This is a genomic window from Bacillus sp. JH7, from assembly GCF_001563515.1.
In the GTDB taxonomy this organism is placed as follows: domain Bacteria; phylum Bacillota; class Bacilli; order Bacillales; family Bacillaceae_G; genus Bacillus_A; species Bacillus_A cereus.
On record NZ_LPUS01000001.1, the window covers coordinates 1,039,620 to 1,060,183 of the forward strand.

Consider the following 20,564-nt stretch of genomic DNA (forward strand, 5'->3'; position numbering starts at 1 on the left):
GTATAAAAAAGCGCTGTATACAGCACTTTTTAAAAGGTGCATGAATTGTATCATTACTAACTAAATAACTATGCATGGCCAAATGTTGCTTCTTATTTAGCCAATTGTCATAAGGATCTATACAATTACTTCTTTTTATTATTATTAATTTTTTCAGTGTATAGAACTTGCTCTTTATAGTGCTTCTTAATTGGGAAGTTATGTGTACCTGTGCCGTTCTTGAATTTTTTGTCAATGGGGTTCTTTAGAGGAACTGTTGTAGTTTCAGTAAATTCATATGGGTAATTTATTTTAGATTTATCTTCAAACATGAAAATGCCTCCTTTTAGGATCTCCTAAATTCTTTACTATAACATGATATGCATATAGATATTTTTTGGACTAGTTATTTATATAGGTTAATGGAATTTAATTACATAACTAATGAAACATTTTAAAGGAAAACAATTTGAGAAAGAAATGGTATGAATAGATGTTGGCTCCTATTGTTATTTTTTTGTTTAACAGCACAGTGAATTGTGCATATAAATTCATTATAGATTGTTTTTATAATATGGTTTATATGGGGTTTTCCTGATAATATAATGTGGAATATTATAGTGTTATTAGGTTATTAGGAACATCTAATGCTGTTTCATAACTGAAAGGGAATTGAAAAAAAACTGAAACTTTTCTCATAAAAATTCAATCTAACTTGAAAAATGAAAGGAAAATGAAATTTTCTAAAAGATATTCTTTGTTAAGATAAAAAGCATACATACAAAAAGCATTGACATATCTTAAAAATGTATTTTCAAGATATAGTGGGGGAAAAGATGAGATTAGAAAAACAATTAATAAAAAAGATGTATTATGAAACATTCCTAATGGAGAATGAAACAAAGTCAATTCTTGACGTACTTGGACAAGCTTATGTAAACGAAGAACGAAATGAGATTTCTGATGGGTCTTATATTCGTTTTGCACAAGGTGAATTTTATTATCGTCATCAAGATTTTGAAGCAGCTATTTTTAAATGGGAGAAGGTTAGTAATGAATTAGCACCATGGGCACAAAAAAATATTGCGGATGCTTATTTCGAACTTAATCAATTACCATATGCTGAAAATATTTATACTTCCATTACTACTGATAATAAAATATTGATGACCGAAATTAGGTTACAATTACTTTCTCTTTACATTGAGCAAAATAATTTTGATTCAGCTTTCGGTGTTATTAAAGAAGCAGTTTCTTTAAATCCTGATTATCCGAACGTCACAAAAATTGCCCGTTCCTTTTATGAGGAACAGCAAGATTTTGATAGTGCAGTAGAGCTTGCTGTGAATGAGTTAATTCGAATAGAGTCGTATCCGTGGTTTGAGGTGTTAAAAGGATATATCGATAAAGGGTTTACTAAACATATTTCACCAGACTATTTTTATGATGCATTAGCTACATTAAATAATGTAGATCAAGTACAATTTACACAAATGGTTTCATCACTTTGGAACAGTTATAAAGATGAACCAAATTATTTATTATGGCTTAATACAATAAATGAATTTTTCTTACATATTGAAATACATTCGTCCGATATATGGAACAAAGTTTCTGCTCTTTACGAAGAAACGTACTTTACATTAATTCAAGGTCAATATACGCTTAGACAATTAGACGATATCATACCAAATCTGTTAGCAAACTGGTTAAAGGTAGTCAATCCATCTTATGCTGTATTTCCATCTGCAGCTGTATTGGCATGGGATGAGATTTTCCCTTCCAAAATAGATTCAGCAAATATAGAACATGCGGAAAACTTACTGTCACATTCTATTAATCATGTAAATGGCTTAGAGTACAGCTTACACCTTTTTGAATCTATTACACAGTGGGCACAAAAGCAGAATATAGAAATAGGTCACCGATTTAAATGGTTAGTTGACGAGCTCGCAGATTTAAGAACAAATCGTATTTTAGTAACGGGAACTTCAGGGAACGGAAAAACTACATTTATTAACTCTATATTAGGAGAGAATATATTAGAAAAATCAATTTCAAATGTAGTAGTTTTAAAAAATGATGCTCATATAGAAATAAACGCTATAACAGACTCAGCAATTACAACAACGGAAGATATCACTGATTACCATAATATGATGTCTCAGCACCATCAAACATATAGAGATAGAGCGTGTGTTGAATTTAAATTACCATGCAGATTTTTAAATGAAAATAAACTTACATTTGTAGTGACACCTGGCTTTAATAGAAATAACGACACTAGAGATGAGATATTCGAATATTTAAATTCTGTAGACGAATTACTGTTCGTATTGAATGCGGATTCACCTTTTACTGATAAAGAACGTGACATTCTATTAAGTATTCAAGAACATACGCCAAATTTACAAATTCATTTCTTATTAAATAAAATCGATAACATTTACAGTGAAGCAGAAGTGAAAAGGGTATTACATGATACGGCAACGAGAATAAATACATATTTCCCGTATGCGAGAATTTTCCCTTATTCCTCGTTATATACAAGTAGTCAACAATTAAATGGTTTAATCGAGTTTATTCATTTTAACTTTAATCATAAAAATATCGATGCAGAACGTACTGAAAAGTTATTATTTTTCATTCGAAAAACAATTACATATCTTTTGGAGAAACGTGTTGAGAAAGAAAATAACCTGGTGGATGCTATTAATTGGAATGAAGATATGCTAGTGAAACTAAACGGTAGCATTAATAACCTTACTGCATTTGAAAGGGAAAAAATTCATTTCATTACACAATCATATCGTTCAATGAAGACTGAAATTACAAATGATCTTACCGAAAATATTCCGAAGATATTAAAGAGCTGTTCTAATTTAATTAGTGAAGAAAGTGATTTCGGGCACATGGATACGGAACTAAATAAAGCAATGAATGAAAGAGTGCATAAATATTTAGAACAAACTGTATTACCTAATCTTGCTCTTTCTATGCAAAATTGGATTGCAACTTCTAATAATGAGCTTCTTCAAAGTCAAACGTATTTAGAAGAACTTAGTGAAGGGCTTAATTCACTATTTGGAGAAAATAAAATACAGTTAGAATGTGACTTTAAAGTGCTTGATGACTGGCGCAGAGATACTGACAGGATGACGACTAGAATACAAATGGATGAAGTAAATATTTTACGTCGATTTACGCCAGCACAATTTTTACTAAAAAGTGCCGGTAAATTATTTGGAGTTCTTCCTAAAAATAAATCTATGCTATATAACAAATATAAACAGTATGTAGAAAATGAAGATTATACTGAAGTAACGGCTTCTATTATGAAGAAATTTTTCTTGCAATTTGAGCTGTTTGAAAACACACAAGAGAGGGATATTCATATATTCTTTAGGAATCCATTTAACTCCTTAAAGCAAGCTGTAGAAAATACGCAATTAGAAATACAAGAAAAACAAGAGATGTTACATAAAATGAAATCAAATCCTGAAGTTTATCATGATTCTATCATGCTCTTTGAATTGAGATTGCGTCAATGTGAAGTAATTTTAAATATAGGTAATGATAATACCTATACAGATGTAGCTTTAGAAACAAGTGTAGAATAAAAGTAAAAGGGAGCAACTGTAATAAGTTGCTCCTTTTTCATATAGATTATTTTTCTGTTTCTTTAATTTTAGTTTGTACTTCGCCAGTTTTAATTTTATTGCTTTCTGAGAAACGTAATAAATCGCCTTCAATAATTTTGTCAGACATTCGTAATTCATTTTGTGCACGTTTAATGAGGGCTTGAGCTTCTTTTTTTGGTAAATCTACAATTTCACCTGTTATACGGTCGTAGAAAGTGTTGTTTTTGTATGCATACTTATCTGTAACGAAGCTACCATCACGTAAAACAACAAAGCCAGTATATTCATCTGAAAACATATCATGGCCAAAACGGATATCATTCGTAGAATCAACACCTAATAAATTTAGAATCGTAGGTTTCATATCGATTTGTCCCGTAGGCTTTGAAATAGTTTGACCTTCTGTTTGTCCAGGAATATGAATATATAAAGGCGTACGTTGTAAATTTAAAGTATCAAATTCTGTTATTTGATCTTTTTCTAAAAACTGTGCCATTGCACGATTATGTTTTTCGGAAATACCATAATGATCACCGTATAACATAATAATAGAATTATCGTAAAGCCCCTCGGCCTTTAGACGTTCAATAAATTTTTTAATTGATTCGTCTAAGTAACGTGCTGTTACGATGTAACGATCAAATACGCCATTACCAGAGTTGTATGGTTCAATGAATTTTGTATCTTCATCATACGTAAATGGATAATGGTTTGTTAAAGTGAGGAAACGAGCATAGAATGGTTGATTAACAGTTTTTAATATATCTACTGATTGATCAAAGTATTCGATATCTTTTAATCCCCAATTTAAATTTGTTTCTGGTGTAATTTTGTAATCAAGCTCATTATAGTAACGATCATAACCAAGAGCAGAGTACATGATATTACGATTCCAAAATGTTGCGTTATTCGCATGGAATACAGAAGTGAAATAACCTTGCTGACGTAAAATTTCTGGAGTCGCAGTATAATCATTGTTACCGTGTGTGAAGAATACAGCCCCTCGACTTAATGGATACAACGACGTATCAATTAGAAATTCAGAATCGGATGTTTTCCCTTGACCAGTTTGATGGAAAAAGTTATCAAAGTAATAACTTTCATTTATGAATTCATTTAGGAATGGTGTAACTTCTTGCCCATTGACTGATGCGCCTATTAAGAAGGTTTGCAAGGATTCAAGAGTGACGACAATTACGTTTTTTCCTTTCGCTGCACCAAACATATTAGGGTTTGGCTCGCTTTGGTTTGCTTTTACGTAGTTTTCAGTTTCTTGTAATTTACTACTATCAGCAAGCGCTTTTTGTGAACCGGCTTTTACTTGCAGTGTTAAGTCATATACTTGGTGAGTATATAAGCCTAAATTTTTGACAAGCATGACTCGGTCGAATGATCTCGTTAATAATTCGGGGCGCTCTTTTTCTGCAAGATGTAGATTCGCAAAGAATACACCAATTGTTAAAAGAAAGTATAACAAGCGTGTAGAATGAGTTACACGTTCGGTTTTAAAGACCAATGATTTCTTTTTTAATAAAATAAAGAAGAAAACAATGTCTACGAATGCGAGTATAATTTTGTAGTTTAATATTTCTATAATACTGCCGCCTAATTGTCCAAAGTTTGAGGTTTGTCCAAGTACTGGTAATGTAACGAAATCACTATAAAAATCATAGAACATTACATTTCCAACGAGTACGATTGTTAACAAGAAATTAATACATAGCGCTATATAATTTCGCTTTTCACCAGTTGAAAATAATGCTAATCCAACAAATGCTAATGATGCGGCTAGAGGACTAATAAACAAAATAAGCTCTTGCGTTGAAGACTCGATTTTTAAATCAAAACTGAATCGCGTAATAAGATATGTTTTTAACCATACTGCTAAAGCCATTATTATAACAAAGCTTATATTTTGCATTTGTAAATTTATTTTATTCTTCATTTTTACACCTTCTTTATACAATTTATTTAACTGAAGTTATATATTATGTTTTTATAACTATTAGAGTGTAATGAACCATTTAGACTTTGTTTTCTAAAGGGAATAATTTGAAGTATTCATATATATACAATAGGGATTTTTAAAGCGTAGTAGCATAAATATAACTCTTTTTTGAGAAACAGGCAGAAAAAGTCATAGTTGTAGTGAAATTGACTTATAGACATCCTACCATATTAAACACTATGATGATGTTACAAAATATCGAACAAATGAAAGTGAAAATGGATAGAGACTTTTAAAACTGTTGACATTCAATTTATTAGAATTGAATACCAACAGTTTTAAATATGTAGTTATATTACATATGTATTTTGTAAAATTCCGATTTTTTGTCGGTTAATCATTAGCCGGGAAGGATAGGGGGCTTATTAATATATTTTTACTATATAAGTAAAGTGTTTTGAAATTAGGAATATTTGACTAGAATCTTAATGATAGAAATTAAATGTCAGATAAGTACTTTCCAACATACAGACCACTTGCAGCTGCTTGAGATAATGAATGCGTAACGCCTGAACAATCTCCAATTAAAAATAGCCCATGCACACTTGTTTCAAAATAGTTATTGAGTTTTATCGTAGGAGCATAGAACTTTCCGTCAATTCCATATAACAAAGTATCTTTATCAATCGGTTCTTGTATAAATTGTTCTAAGCGTAATAAAAACTCTTTGAGCCCTTCAATATATAATTGAGGGATTTCTTGATTCAAATCTCCATAATCCCCCTGTAGTGTAGGGTGTATACGATTATGCTCCATGCTGTTTTCCACCGTAGGTTGTTTCTTTAGTAAGTCCTCTAAGCGCTGTATAACAATCCGATCTCGCCCTTGGTTAATGCCTTCAATAATTGAACTTGCGTATACATTTGCTTCTTTGAGAGTAGGAAAATAGCAAGGAATAAATAAAGTGAAATTTAAGTTAGAAGTGCCAGTTCCTTGTTCTCGAAAATTTTGACCGTCAGGCATAACTAAACCTTCTTCGTACTTTCGAATGATGCGGCCTTGTGGATTCATACAGTAAGTAGTTGCTGTGAAATGCTCACCTTGATAAGAAAGTTTTGTTTCAAAAGTATCTTTTAATATAGAACGTAATTGATGTTCTTTCATTTCTACTCTAATTCCTAAATCTACACGTGTTTGCTCCTGAGAAATATTTAGGGAACTGCATATTTCTTTTAACCAATCGGCCCCAGAGCGCCCAGTTGCAAATACAAGTTGCTTAGTTTGAACTGTTCCTTGATTTGTCTCTATTGTAAAATGATCTTCCTGTTTCAGAATATGTTGTACATCTATATGAAATTGGATCTTTATTTTCGTCAGTAAAAATTCATAGAGCTGCTGAAAAATGTTACTGGAAAGTGTAGTACCAAGATGTCTTACTTCTGTTGTTAGCATTTGTAAACCACACGCTTCAGCTCTCTTAGTGAGACTTGAATTTTCAGTAGAATATTTTGAAACCGAACTTCCACCAAACTGACATAGAATTTCATCTACTTCAGCCATGAGTTGTATAAAACCCTCTTTACCGACTTTTTTCTCAAGTTCTCCGCCAAATCCGTTTGTATAATTAAATTTCCCTTCAGATTTTCCTAAACCACCAAACCCGAAATATTTATCACATGTAGTACAATTACACACTTTTCCTTCGTCTAAAGGACAATGGCGATCTTCTAGCGCTTTACCTTTATCAAGGATTAAAACTTTTTTGTTACTTTTAGCTAGTGAATAAGCCATAAAAATGCTACTTACTCCAGCGCCGATAATTGTAACATCATACATATTCTTCCACCTGCTAACGAATAGTTTGTTTTTATTTTTCTAGTGTATAACAATTTTATGAAGTTAAGAAATAGCTTTTATTAATAAAGTGGGAGTTTTTGAACTTGATGCTTTATTAATTTCTACGAGTGGTGGAGTAAATACAAAAATTTTTATTTGAAAGAAGAAACAGTTTAAAAAATAACTATGTCATATGATTAATAACATCTTACATAGAAAAAAACAGACCTTTTAAGTGAAGAGGTCTGTTAATGATTTTAAATCTTATTTAGCAAATACATGGTTACCAATTACTGCTACTGTTTGACGTGTCGTAATCCACTTGTCTGTTGATGTTTTTGGATTGTAGAAATAAAGCCAGTCAGAATGTACTCCATTTGTGGAGATAGCCTCTTCTACAGCCATTTTTGCTTCTGCGCTTGCAGGCTGATTAATTCTTCCATCTGTAACAGGAGTAAATGCATATCCGTATTTAATAGGTTCATAAATAACGCCTGTTATTGTATTTGGAAAACCTTTTGCATTTACACGATTTAGTATAACTTTCGCTACTGCTACTTTTCCTTTATAGGATTCGCCACCTGCTTCAGCGGTAACTAAGCGTGCCATTAAGTCTTTTTCTTTTTGTGAAATGCTTGAGTTGATTTTTAAATGTTGTCCTGTATAAAGCTTGTTTCCGACTGTATTGTTCATTTGTTTTATAGATTGGACAGTGACATTGTAACGCCTTGCTATCGTTTCTAATGAATCTCCCGGTTGTACTTGATAAATAATTTGTCCAGAAATGTTGGCTGGCTTGGTGTTTTGAGGAACAGTGATTTCATTTGATTTCACGGACCCTGGAATATGTAACTGTTCGCCAATAAAGGTTTGATCGTTTCCTTTATTATTAGCCTGTTTAATGGATTGTATTGAAACTCCGTATTGTTTACTAATGCCCCAAAGTGTATCGTTCTTTTTTACTGTATGAATGGTAGAAGCTTCAGCTGTGCTTTGACTACATACGAATGTAATTGCAGCTGCAGATAAAGGGATTATATGTTTTAGTTTTAGTAATTTCATTGTAAATCCTCCTAAGAAAAAATTAAGGTGAAACTATTAAGTAATGTAGTTTGAAATGTATATATGTGTAATATATTAATGTAAGTATATTAGCACATATAAAATAAATAATCACTATAAGTTTCATCTTCGTGTAGTGTAGAGTCCGAATATGAAATATTGCATATGAAAATACATTGAAGTTCATATTTCTGATTACTATAATCTATTTAGTAGAAAGGGAATACGTTATAGAAATAAAATCATTATAGATTAATATAATGATTAATTATTAATAGGAGGATTAATGTAATGAAAATATTTCAAAAAATGTGTGCGTCAACTGTAATCATTACAACACTTTTAGGAACAGGAGGTACTATCAATAGTGTACATGCTGATTCTATAGAACAGCAGATTAAATCAGGGATAGAACAAGAAACAGATAAGCAAATCATTGTAAAATTTAAAGCGGATTTGGATTTGCCATATGAAGATGGTATTGAAAAACAAATACAATCTCAAACGAATGATAAAGTAATAAAAGATCTTTTGACAGAATATCCAGATGTAACATTTACTCGTTTATTCACATCTGTAAGCCCGGAACAAATACAAAACCTTGAAGTGAAAGCACCTAATCATGTATCTACAAGTTTATTAAACTACTATATTCTGCAAAATCAAAATAGTGGGTATGAAGAAGAAATAGTAGATAAGTTAAAGGCATCTTCTTTAATAGAAGATGCGTATATGAAGAAACAAGAGAAAATAATGCCACCTGAAGTGCAATCATCAAGTGTAGCTCTTAATCCTAGTAACAATCCTAGATTTAAAAAACAAGGTTATCTTGAAGCGGCCCCATACGGTATTAATGCGCCTTTCGCCTGGGGAATTCAAGGCGGTAATGGAAATGGTATCACTTTTGTTGATATGGAATACGGATGGTTATTAAATCATGAGGATTTATTACATCAAAAAATTGAGTTAATGTCTGGAAGAAATATAGATCAGCATGTCGGTCATGGGACGTCTGTACTAGGAATTGTATCCTCTGAGGACAATGAAGTTGGGAATATTGGGATTGCGCCAAAAGCGAAAGCAAAGGTTATCTCTCAAATAAGAGATAATGGACAGTATAATACGGCTGATGCAATATTAAGCGCTGTAAATCAGTTAGAAGCTGGGGATGTTTTATTGTTAGAGGCACAAGCATCTTTCGATGGATATGGTGATAAATATTTACCTGTTGAAGTACAACCAGATATCTTTGATGCAATTCGTGCTGGTACAGATAAAGGGATTGTAATTATAGAGGCCGGAGCAAATGGGTGGAATGATTTAGACCAGTTCAAAGATAGAAAAGGTAAGCAAGTCTTAAATCGTAATAGTAAAGATTTTAAAGATTCGGGTGCAATTATGGTAGGAGCTGGCTCTTCATCTTTCCCTCATGAACGTATGTGGTTTTCGAATTATGGAAGCCGTATTGATGTGTACGGATGGGGAGAAAATGTAGATACAACTACAGCCGAGCAAAGTAGAAGTGCTGTAAATCTTTATACTTCAAGCTTTAGCGGAACATCTAGTGCTTCGCCAATTATTGCTGGGGCAGCGACTTTAGTACAAAGCATTGCTAAAGAAAATTTAGGACAACCATATAGACCAAGTGAACTAAGAGCAATATTAAGTAACCAGAGCACAGGAACAAAATCTAAAGATCCATATGCAGATAAAATTGGTGTTTTACCAGATTTGAAGTCTATACTAGCAAACTTAGGCTATGAACAAAGAAAACCAAACGGTGGGAATGAATTACAAGTAACAGAAAATGAACCAAATAATGAGCCTAGACAGGCAAATAAAGTTAACTTTCATACACCGGTGAAAGGAACGCTACATAATAGTGATAGAGTAGATGTATTTACTTTCCAAATTGATTCGCCGGAAAATATTAATATTTCTTTACTAAATGAACAAAATATTGGAATGACATGGGTACTTCATCATGAATCAGATTTAAATAACTATGTAGCATATGGTGAAAATGAAGGCAATGTAGTTAAAGGAACTTATAATGCAAAGCCAGGTAAATATTATTTATACGTCTATAAATATGAGAATAAAAATGGTTCATACGTATTGAACATAAAATAAGTAAAAGGAACTTCAGATGAAGTTCCTTTAAATTTTTCTAATTTAGTATATGTGAATGATTTTTTAACTTTACTTCTATGCAATATTTCATATTGATGAAATGTTATTTATTTTTTCTGAGCTAGCTTATATTATATTCAATAAGTTTGATATAAAAACAGAAAGAGAGAGGGATAATAATGAGCAATAAGAAGTTAATTTTGAAATTATTCATATGTAGTACAATATTTATCACATTTGTATTTGCTTTACATGATAAGAGAGTAGTTGCAGCTAGCTCTGTTAATGAGCTTGAAAATTTGTCAAAATGGATGCAACCTATACCTGATAATATCCCGTTAGCACGAATTTCAATTCCAGGAACACACGATAGTGGGACGTTCAAGTTGCAAAATCCGATTAAGCAAGTATGGGGAATGACGCAAGAATATGATTTTCGCTATCAAATGGACCATGGAGCTCGCATTTTTGATATAAGAGGACGTTTAACAGATGATAATACGATAGTTCTTCATCATGGGCCATTATATCTTTACGTAACACTGCATGAATTCATAAATGAAGCGAAACAATTTTTAAAAGATAACCCGAGTGAAACAATTATTATGTCTTTAAAAAAAGAGTATGAGGATATGAAAGGGGCAGAAGATTCATTTAGTAGCACGTTTGAAAAAAAATATTTTGTTGATCCTATTTTTTTAAAAACAGAAGGAAATATAAAGCTTGGAGATGCTCGTGGGAAAATTGTACTACTAAAAAGATATAGTGGTAGTAATGAACCTGGAGGATATAATAATTTTTATTGGCCAGATAATGAGACGTTTACCACAACTGTAAACCAAAATGCAAATGTAACAGTACAAGATAAATATAAAGTGAGCTATGATGAGAAAGTAAAATCTATTAAAGATACGATGGATGAAACGATGAACAATAGCGAGGATTTAAATCATCTATATATTAATTTTACAAGCTTGTCTTCTGGTGGTACAGCATGGAATAGTCCATATTACTATGCCTCTTATATAAATCCTGAAATTGCAAACCATATAAAACAAAAGAATCCTGCGAGAATAGGCTGGGTAATTCAAGACTATATAAATGAAAAGTGGTCACCATTATTGTATCAAGAAGTTATAAGAGCGAATAAGTCATTAATAAAAGAATAAAGATGATGAGAGTAAGAAGCGATAAAATATATCGCTTCTTTTTATTTTTAAAGTGGATGAGCAAAAAAACACGAAAGTGGTTGGTCCGCTTTTTACAAACATCTATTATGATAAGAGAAGAAAGGTAGTATGTTATCAACGTTTTAAAGAGGAAGGTTTTTATGTAAGTTCTTTAATTAAAATAGATGGGGCTTAGAGAGGTGAAAAGACAATGAGTTTTGCAATTTCACTAGTCGTTATTATTGTAATTGTATCGCTATTTGGGACTGTACTAGTTGCAAGAAACGTGGAGGATAATTATGGTAAGTCTACAAAAAGAAATGTGAAAAACTTATCTGCAATCTATATTCTTCTTCTTTTTGTTCTACTGCTTGGGGTAACATGGTATGCGGTAATGATCTGATAGTTTGTAAAAGAACTGAAATGAGAGTATGAAGTTGGAATTTTAGAAGGTATCGAGTAATCAGAAAGAGAGCCATTTTGGATATATCTATTTGCGGATAAGAAGATGTGACTAATTAATACTATTTTTAGAGTAAATACTGTTAGTAATAAATTGAGATTAGTTTGTTTTGAGAGGGAGCAACTATATGGAATGGAAACCAAATCGTGCAGATAAGACACCTGTATATAAACAAATCGCGGATTATATTGAAAGAGGCATTTCTTCAGGAGAATTACCTTCTGATAGTAAGTTACCTTCTGAGCGTATGTTAGCAAAGGAATTACAGGTGAACCGGAGTACAATAGTAGCTGCGTATGAAGAATTAAAATCACTTGGAGTAGTAGAACGACAAAAGGGAAGCGGAACACGGGTCAATACGGACATATGGGGTGTCTCACATAAACGAATACCGAACTGGGGTAGGTACGTGGAGGATGGATCGTTCTTACCTAACGTACCACTCGTTCAACAAATTCGAACGGAAACACAAAAAGATGATTTAATTAATTTAGCAAGCGGTGAACTGTCACCAGAATTAATTCCAAGTGATAGATTTCGAACAATTTTGTCGGAGAAAACATTTATGGAAAACCTCGGTTATGACCATCCACTTGGAAATGAGATGTTGAGAAAAACAATTGCAGCACATGTTCAGCAATATAAACAAATTGAAGCAGATTCAAGCTCTATTCTTATTACGTCAGGAGCACAACAGGCGCTTAATCTTATCGTTCAATGTTTATTAAAACCTGGTGATGCGATTGCGATTGAAGATCCTTCGTATTGTTTTTCGCTCCCAATGTTTAAATCGGCCGGTTTAAACATATTTCATTTACCTATTGATAAGGATGGAATGAATCCAGATGACTTAATCGATTTGCACAAAAAGCATCGCATTCGTATGGTGTTTTTGAATCCAGATTATCAAAATCCAACGGGTACTGTGCTTTCATTAGTGAGACGTAAAAAAATTTTAGAACTGTCTTCTGAGTTCGGTATACCAATTGTAGAAGATGATCCGTATAGTTTAATTTCTTTTAATGGAGAAGTGAACCCGACATTAAAATCAATGGACCAAAATGGAAATGTTCTTTATATAAGTTCATTATCAAAAATTGTTGCATCAGGATTACGTATTGGATGGATAATTGGTCCTACACGCGTAATTGAGCGTTTAGCAGATGCAAAGCAACAAGTTGATTTTGGCCATAGTGTATTTACGCAGTGGGTAGCAAATCAATTTTTAGAATCAAAGGATTTCCATACACATATTACGATACTTCGTGGACAATTGAAGCAAAGAAGAGATGAATTAATTGCAGAGCTTGAAGGAACATTGGGAGAACGAGTTGAATGTTTCGTGCCAGAGGGTGGAATACATGTATGGTGTAAAGTAACAGGAAAATTTGATGAATATCACTTATTAGGTGAATCTATACGGAATGGTGTCGCATTTGTTCCGGGCAGTGTTTTAGGTTCGAAAAATGAATATATACGATTTACGTTTGGTAGAGCGAATATAGAACAAATTCAACTTGGAATTAAACGGTTTGCCGACACGCTAAATGAGATTTCATAATATGGATGTGTGATAGTGAAATGAGGGAAAGAAATGAAGTACGTGACGCTTTTACTTCAAGTAGGCGTGCTATATGTATTTAGCCTAGTGGGTACGTGGATTCAGGAAATATTCCATCTATCAATACCGGGGAATTTAATAGGGATGTTAATACTGTTCCTGCTCCTTTCCACTCGCGTTTTACCGTTAAAATGGTTTGAGTTAGGTTCGGAAAAGTTAATCGTATTTTTACCGTTATTTTTAATCCCTTCGACAACAGGGCTCATGGAATACGGGTCTTTTCTTTTCAGTAAGGGAAGTATTATATTCCTTTTAGTAGTTGCAAGTACTGTAGTAACTTTGATTGTTTCAGGGTATATAAGTCAATTATTAGTCACATCAAAAAAATAAAATCGACAAGGTGCACGATTCAAATGGTCTTAATTATTATTACTGTAGCAATTTATTTCTTGGCGACAAAGCTATATAAAAAATTTACGTTTGCATTTACGTTACCAGTGTTAACAGTTACGGCAATTATGATTTGTTTATTTTTGATTTTTGGTATTTCTCATCATGAGTATAGGGAAAATGGGGGAAACATTCTTTCAAGCTTATTAAGCCCTGCAATTGTAGCATTGGCCATACCTCTATTTAAAGAGCGAAAGATACTGATGAAAAATTTTTCATCGATACTAATCGGAGTAGTGATAGGTATAGTGGCTGTAACGAGCATGAATGTAGTGATTGGCGGAATTTTAAATATAGATAAGGAACTTATATTAACTACTTTACCACAGGTAGCGACAATGCCAATTGCCCTTTCAATAGCGGATCAAATTGGTGGTATTCCATCTATGACTTCTAGTTTTGTAGTTGTTGCAGGAATAACAGGCGCTATTATGGGACCAACAGTACTTAAGTTTTTCCGTATAACAAGTACGATTGGAAAAGGAGTTGGAATGGGCTGTGCATCACATATTATCGGTGTGAGTCGTTTAGTGAAAGAAGGCGAGAAAGAAGCGACTATCGGTTCGGTAACGATGATTGTAACTGGAATACTTATTAGTATACTAATACCGTATGGAACGAAATTTATTTTTTAAATGTAATGGAGATGATAACAATGACAACATGGTTTATAGTTACATTATTTGTTTTTGGAGCTATTAAAGTATTAGTTTCTAGCATGCCCACTTCTGTTGTAGAATCAATTATTAGTAAATTTGAATTGCATCAAAAGCTTGAGGTGGAAAATACTTCTATATCGATAGATGGAAAAAATATAGAGGGAGAAATGAAACTACAAGTTATTCATGAATTTAATGAGGCGTTGTTTTTAGATAAACATTATTTCCCGCCGCACGGAGAAGGAACACCAATAGTCATTGATACGAAGAAAGGGAGTAAAGAGATTAGATTTTCGCTATATAGCTATGAGGAACATGTTGATGTCATTAAGCAATATAAGAAGAAAGTCGTTGCCTATCGTTTACGCTCTAAAAGCCTTCAAACATTGGCACCATTAGTAATAACGGAAGAGTATGCTTAAGAAGAGACCTATAATGGTCTCTTTATTTTTTTATCCAATTATATACGTTCCAAATAAAAGAATGAAAAATCATATAACCAAATAAAGAATATGTATGGTTCCAATTCGCACTATGTACAAATAAACCTAAACTTTCAGCAATCTGTTCAAAAAGGCTAGCACAAATACCGATTGAAATAATAAATAAAATTATAGAAACTTTAGATAATTTTTTTGAAATGTGTATAAAGATAACTGTTAAAATCGGCAGTACGAACAATGTAAAAGCTATATTAACCGAAAATGTGGATGAGAAGGGCCTAGCCGGAAAGGAATATATTTGTTTATGAACAAAAAAGGCATCTAAGCAAGTTGCAATAATAGAAGAGAGAAAGATTGTAACTACTAATGCTAGAAACTCATTCTTCTTCTCGGAGGAGGACATTTTTCTTTGCGAGAATGGCGAGTTCAATTTTTTCGAGTGTTTTGCAGTAGTCTTCTGTAATTTTTCCATTTATATTTTCCTCCTTATCAACTAAGTAATTTACAACTTGCCAATCAGTAAACCAATCTGCACTGTCAACTTCTTCATGCTTCATATCTCGCCATGCATAGATGAGTGCAGGGCTGTATATGCGATAAGCATCATTTCGTAACTGGCATTTCTTTATTCGGCGCTTATAAAACTCACGGGAAAAAGATTCATTTACACTTGAAAATAAATGGGGCCAGTAATCTTTCCTAGATCCTGTATGCGGATGGTGTTGAGCCCAACTTATTATTTGAGATAAAACATGTGTATCTCGAAATAATAATGAATACAATCTTTTTCCAATTAATATCCGTTCATGTAAGGAAGTGAAATGTTTCATTGTATCACCAAATAGTAATACTTTTTGTTTCTTATCATTTTCGTAGAATGGGAAAAGGATATGATTAAACTGAAAGAAATCAAAGAGTTTAAATCCAATACTATTTAGTACAGTCTTTTTAAATTGTACATTTTGAATCACTCTTTTTTCTAAGTAGTTTTGTTCATTAATAATAGTTGCAATCGCTAAAGTTTTTTTGTTACCTGTTTTCCAAAAATGGTTCCACATCGTTTCCATAAATGTAGAAACATTTAGGTGAGAAAGAAGGTGAAATAACTTTTGTGATCTCTTTACACTTTGTTCGTAAAGTAAAAATTGAGGGTATACATCTTGGAAAATAAGCCAATTCCCTCTTTCTAAAAAAGAAAAAAATATGAATTGATCTTTCTCTGATAAAATTCTCGTATATAAATCCCCCTTTAAATCAGTCATATTCCAACCGCCGTTACGTGATACCATATGTCCAAGTAGTGCCCAATGTATTTCTGGATATTGAATGTAAAATTGGTAGTATGCGCGTGTTCTTGTAACATTATTTTTATTTAGTTGTTCTGTTTGTATTTTTATTTTGTTGATGATGAGTTGTTCTTCTTTCGTTAATTTATACATGGTGTCAGAAGGAATAAGCTTGCTTTTTTGTTTTAATTCATTTTTTACGTCGAATAGGGAGAGAGGCAGTGCTTTGGAAGGTCCGTTATATGTATAATTTGAATTGCTTCGGTCCATTCCGTTACCTCCCTTTTTCATAAATTTAAACATGATTATTGGCTATGAATCATTCTATTTATTTTATTACGAGTATAAGAAATAAATGAGCGGTGTTTTTTTACAAGGAATTTATTTATCATGCAAACAGTATAAAAAATCTTACTGTTGTGAGGTGAAATGAAAAACAGAAACTATGTTTAATAGTTTCTGTTTTTTTATTTTGTCAATTAAATGTAACAAACGACGATTATGATTTGAATCAATTGAAAATAATTCAATAAATATTATTTAAATTGAGATGTTTCGTAGGAGGAAAAAGAATGTTAAATAAAATAATTTTAATTACTGGTGGGACAGGTTCGTGGGGGCATGAACTTATAAAACAACTATTAGAAAAATCACCGAAAGAAATTAGAATTTTTTCAAGAAATGAAACGGTTCAGTTTGAAATGCAGCAACAGTTTATAAATGATGATAGGTTAAAATTTATTATTGGAGATATTCGTGATAAAGATCAACTAGTCTATGCTTGCCAAGGTGTACATTATGTGTTCCATCTTGCAGCTTTAAAACATGTTCCAGTATGTGAGTATTATCCTTATGAAGCTATAAAAACCAATATACATGGTACGCAAAATGTAATTGAAGCCTCTATACAGATGCAAGTTGAAAAAGTTATATATGTTTCAACGGATAAAGCAGCTGATCCATCAAATACGTATGGGATGACAAAAGCAATTGGTGAAAAATTAATGGTTCATGCGAATATACAAACGAAGAAAACAAAATTCATTTGTGTTCGTGGTGGAAATGTTTTAGGAACGAGTGGAAGTGTAGTACCACTTTTTAAACAACAAATTAAAAAATCTTCAGAAGTAGGGATTACCGATGCGAATATGACTAGATTTTTCTTAACAGTTGAAGATGCTGTTGGGTTGTTATTTAAAGCCGTATCTCAAGGTAGAGGCGGGGAAATTTTTGTTATGAAAATGCCGGCATGTAAAATAACAGATTTAGCAGAAGTATTAATTGAATATTCCGGAAAAGAAAAAGTTAAGGTAAAAGAGATAGGGATAAGACCGGGTGAAAAATTAAGTGAAATGCTTCTATCTGAGGTAGAGAGTAAAACAAGTATAAGTTTTGATCAAAATTATTTTGTGGTACTACCGACTATTCCTATAGAAGGACTTCAAGAATATTATTCTAGCTATCCGCTAGTGGATGTGAAGAGTTTTAGTTCTCAACAAGACTTACTTGGAAAACATGAGGTGAAACAAATGCTATTAAATGGAGGGTTTTTGCGATGAAAAAAAATGCGAGCCTTTTAATAACTGGTGCAAATGGTTTCACAGGACGCCATGCTTGCCAATATTTTTTACAGCAGGGCTTTCATGTAATTCCTATGTTTCAAAATCGTGCATATGGAGAAAAAATTAGAAATGGTATTACTTGTAATTTAACTAATAAGAGCGAAGTAATGAAGGTAATGAAACAAATAAAGCCAGACTACGTATTGCATTTAGCAGGAAGGAATTCGGTTATAGAATCTTGGACAGCTGCCCTTGAATATATAGAGATTAATGTAATAGGAACATTATATTTATTAGAAGCAATTAAGCAAGAAGCCTCGCATTGTAGAACATTAGTTATAGGATCTGCTTTGCAAGTAAATAGTATGAACGAAATAAAAATTTCAAATCCATATAGTTTAAGTAAAACGATGCAAGTCATTATTGCAGAGGCTTGGGGAGGATTAATGGATTCAAATATTATCATTGCAAAGCCCTCAAACTTAATTGGTCCAGGGGAATCGAATGGCATTTGTTCGATTCTCGCAAAGAAAATGATAGATATAGAATCAGGTAGAAGTAAAGCCATTATTGAAGTAAACAGTTTGAAAGATAGTAGAGATTTTCTAGATGTACGTGATGCGGTCAAAGCGTATCATGTGTTATTACGAGATGGAATAAATGGAAAACAATATAATATCGGATCAGGAGTAAAACGATCTTTATTAAATGTACTAGAACAATATAAAGAATTAACACAGCTAAATTTTTTTATAGAGGAAACAGAGAAGAGTGGGAGCGACTCAAATGAGAGTTTAGCAATAGAGGAAATAAAAAGGTTAGGTTGGATCCCAGAAATTGAATTTCATCAATCATTAAAAGATGTACTTGAGTATGCGAAGTGTAGTGACATCTGCATGCAATGAAAAACAAAAAAGGGTGTAAGAAATATATGAATGATTATGAAATAATAGATAATCAAAATACGCTATTTCTTTCAATTGTTGATACGTTGGATTGGAGAGATGAAGAAGCGCATGTATTGCGTCTTTATGAGGCAATACATAAATATCAAGCGTATGTAGAAGAAAAAAGGGTTAATCAAATAAAGTCAGCATTAGAGACGGAAACTAGATATGTGATTCAAATCTTTGCTCAATACGAGTGTAGTGAGTATGGAAATGATTTTTATGAACTCATTAAAGATCTTTTACAAGATATAGAGGTGGAGTTAAAGATTTATATAAAAAATAATAATTTTATTTACATTTAAAAGGTAAATATAGAGCTAGATTTTTAATAATAAAGGTGGGTATAAGTTATGAGCAAAACGATTCTTTTTACTGGGGGCGGTACAGCCGGACACGTTATGATTAATATTGTATTAATTCCTAAATTTATAGAGAAAGGCTGGAGAGTCGAGTATATTGGATCCAAAAATGGAATTGAAAAATCATTAGTGCAAAATGTTAAATACAATAGTGTTTCAACGGGCAAGCTTAGGAGATATTGGGATTGGGAAAATTTTAAAGATCCTTTTAAAATTATACGAGGTTGTTTACAAAGTTATAAATTAATTAAGAAAACAAAGCCTGACGTTATCTTTTCAGCAGGAGGATTTGTTTCAGTTCCTGTAGCTATAGGAGCATGGTTAAATCGTGTGCCTATAATTATACGTGAACCAGATAGCACATTAGGACTTGCCAATAAAATAGCATTACCTTTTGCTACAAAGCTATGCACAACATTTCCTCAGACAGGAGAAAATGTAAGGAATGAGAAGAAGGTTTATGTAGGACCAATTGTAAGGGAAGAAATTGAGAAGGGTAACGTATTACGAGGAAGAAGATATTGTGAATTTCAGCAAGATAAACCAGTATTATTAATTATGGGTGGGAGTCAAGGTGCTAAGTGGATAAATGATATGGTAAGGGAATGTTTAGATACAATACTATTAAACTTTAATATTATTCATATATGTGGTAAAGGGAAGGTAGACCCATCTATTGGCATGGAGGGGTATATGCAATTTGAATATATAGGCGACGAGTTGCCGCATATACTAAATATGGCAAGTGTTGTAGTTTCTAGAGCGGGTTCTACTGCTATTTCTGAATTGTTATTTTTGAAGAAACCGATGTTGCTTATCCCGTTAACTAACAGTTCCAGTAGGGGAGATCAAGTTTTAAATGCTGAATATTTTTCACGGCAAGGATATGCTGAAGTTATACTCCAAGATAGAGTAAGTAGGAATACATTTATACATGCAGTAAATAAGTTGTATACAAATAAGGAGAAATATATTCAAAACATGAATGGATATAAGAAAACAAATGATGAGGGAATTCATCAAATAATAGATATAATAAATGAAGTGGTGAAGTAATAGAAAT

Annotated in this window: 18 protein-coding genes; 12 read left to right on the forward strand and 6 right to left on the reverse strand. The window is 32.4% G+C overall.

Annotated elements, in window-relative coordinates; genetic code table 11:
* Window positions 1–125 precede the first annotated feature (125 nt).
* Complete coding sequence (locus tag AU379_RS05515) at window positions 126–311, reverse strand: hypothetical protein (RefSeq protein ID WP_000461137.1); 186 nt, start codon at window positions 309–311, stop codon at window positions 126–128.
* Window positions 312–815: 504 nt separating this feature from the next.
* On the opposite strand from AU379_RS05515, the gene AU379_RS05520 reads away from it, so the two are divergent.
* Entirely contained in the window at window positions 816–3,599 is a 2,784-nt protein-coding gene (locus AU379_RS05520) for a dynamin family protein (protein ID WP_001235334.1), read from the forward strand.
* A gap of 46 nt (window positions 3,600–3,645) precedes the next feature.
* On the opposite strand, the gene AU379_RS05525 is transcribed toward AU379_RS05520, so the two are convergent.
* The 3 genes from AU379_RS05525 to AU379_RS05535 form a co-directional block, all read right to left on the reverse strand.
* Entirely contained in the window at window positions 3,646–5,565 is a 1,920-nt protein-coding gene (locus AU379_RS05525) for an LTA synthase family protein (RefSeq protein ID WP_061138989.1), read from the reverse strand.
* Window positions 5,566–6,066: 501 nt separating this feature from the next.
* Complete coding sequence (locus AU379_RS05530; RefSeq protein ID WP_061138990.1) at window positions 6,067–7,404, reverse strand: NAD(P)-binding protein; 1,338 nt, start codon at window positions 7,402–7,404, stop codon at window positions 6,067–6,069.
* A 264-nt stretch (window positions 7,405–7,668) separates the two neighbouring features.
* Entirely contained in the window at window positions 7,669–8,466 is a 798-nt protein-coding gene (locus AU379_RS05535; RefSeq protein ID WP_000771177.1) for a cell wall hydrolase, read from the reverse strand.
* 291 nt (window positions 8,467–8,757) lie between these two features.
* Here AU379_RS05535 and AU379_RS05540 point away from each other — a divergent pair, with 291 nt between their 5' ends.
* From AU379_RS05540 to AU379_RS05570, 7 genes are all read left to right on the forward strand, one after another.
* Window positions 8,758–10,599: a peptidase gene (locus tag AU379_RS05540; protein ID WP_000689191.1), complete on the forward strand. Its 1,842-nt coding sequence runs from the start codon at window positions 8,758–8,760 to the stop codon at window positions 10,597–10,599.
* A 179-nt stretch (window positions 10,600–10,778) separates the two neighbouring features.
* The gene (gene plcA, locus AU379_RS05545; protein WP_061138991.1) at window positions 10,779–11,768 is read left to right on the forward strand and encodes a phosphatidylinositol diacylglycerol-lyase; all 990 of its coding nucleotides are present in this window, start codon (window positions 10,779–10,781) and stop codon (window positions 11,766–11,768) included.
* A gap of 211 nt (window positions 11,769–11,979) precedes the next feature.
* The gene (locus tag AU379_RS05550; protein WP_000006452.1) at window positions 11,980–12,171 is read left to right on the forward strand and encodes a hypothetical protein; all 192 of its coding nucleotides are present in this window, start codon (window positions 11,980–11,982) and stop codon (window positions 12,169–12,171) included.
* A 187-nt stretch (window positions 12,172–12,358) separates the two neighbouring features.
* Window positions 12,359–13,792 (forward strand): PLP-dependent aminotransferase family protein, encoded by a 1,434-nt coding sequence (locus AU379_RS05555; RefSeq protein WP_000454984.1) that lies wholly within the window; start codon window positions 12,359–12,361, stop codon window positions 13,790–13,792.
* Between the two features lie 33 nt (window positions 13,793–13,825).
* Window positions 13,826–14,182 (forward strand): CidA/LrgA family holin-like protein, encoded by a 357-nt coding sequence (locus tag AU379_RS05560; protein WP_000878485.1) that lies wholly within the window; start codon window positions 13,826–13,828, stop codon window positions 14,180–14,182.
* A gap of 23 nt (window positions 14,183–14,205) precedes the next feature.
* The gene (locus tag AU379_RS05565) at window positions 14,206–14,877 is read left to right on the forward strand and encodes an LrgB family protein (protein ID WP_000242945.1); all 672 of its coding nucleotides are present in this window, start codon (window positions 14,206–14,208) and stop codon (window positions 14,875–14,877) included.
* A 20-nt stretch (window positions 14,878–14,897) separates the two neighbouring features.
* On the forward strand, window positions 14,898–15,323 hold the full coding sequence (locus AU379_RS05570) for a YfmQ family protein (protein WP_000214643.1): 426 nt from the start codon (window positions 14,898–14,900) through the stop codon (window positions 15,321–15,323).
* Between the two features lie 22 nt (window positions 15,324–15,345).
* Here the strand turns inward: AU379_RS05570 and AU379_RS28440 are convergent, their stop codons facing one another.
* Window positions 15,346–15,747, reverse strand: coding sequence for a CBO0543 family protein (locus AU379_RS28440; protein ID WP_033685728.1), 402 nt, complete (start codon window positions 15,745–15,747; stop codon window positions 15,346–15,348).
* Window positions 15,722–16,900 (reverse strand): DUF2515 domain-containing protein, encoded by a 1,179-nt coding sequence (locus AU379_RS05575; RefSeq protein ID WP_061138992.1) that lies wholly within the window; start codon window positions 16,898–16,900, stop codon window positions 15,722–15,724. The genes AU379_RS28440 and AU379_RS05575 overlap by 26 nt, the downstream gene beginning before the upstream one ends.
* 302 nt (window positions 16,901–17,202) lie before the next feature.
* Between AU379_RS05575 and AU379_RS05580 the strand changes: the two genes are divergently transcribed.
* Genes AU379_RS05580 through AU379_RS05595 form a run of 4 tightly spaced genes read left to right on the forward strand, consistent with a single transcriptional unit; the run spans window position 17,203 to window position 20,557 of the window.
* Window positions 17,203–18,189, forward strand: coding sequence for a UDP-N-acetylglucosamine 4,6-dehydratase family protein (locus AU379_RS05580; RefSeq protein ID WP_061138993.1), 987 nt, complete (start codon window positions 17,203–17,205; stop codon window positions 18,187–18,189).
* Window positions 18,186–19,097 carry an NAD-dependent epimerase/dehydratase family protein gene (locus AU379_RS05585; protein WP_000739109.1) on the forward strand — a complete coding sequence of 304 codons (912 nt, stop codon included), beginning with the start codon at window positions 18,186–18,188 and terminating at the stop codon, window positions 19,095–19,097. Before AU379_RS05580 ends, AU379_RS05585 begins: the two co-directional genes overlap by 4 nt.
* The gene (locus AU379_RS05590; RefSeq protein ID WP_003315123.1) at window positions 19,094–19,444 is read left to right on the forward strand and encodes a DUF6572 domain-containing protein; all 351 of its coding nucleotides are present in this window, start codon (window positions 19,094–19,096) and stop codon (window positions 19,442–19,444) included. The genes AU379_RS05585 and AU379_RS05590 overlap by 4 nt, the downstream gene beginning before the upstream one ends.
* 48 nt (window positions 19,445–19,492) lie before the next feature.
* Window positions 19,493–20,557, forward strand: coding sequence for an undecaprenyldiphospho-muramoylpentapeptide beta-N-acetylglucosaminyltransferase (locus tag AU379_RS05595; RefSeq protein ID WP_061138994.1), 1,065 nt, complete (start codon window positions 19,493–19,495; stop codon window positions 20,555–20,557).
* Window positions 20,558–20,564: the final 7 nt, after the last annotated feature.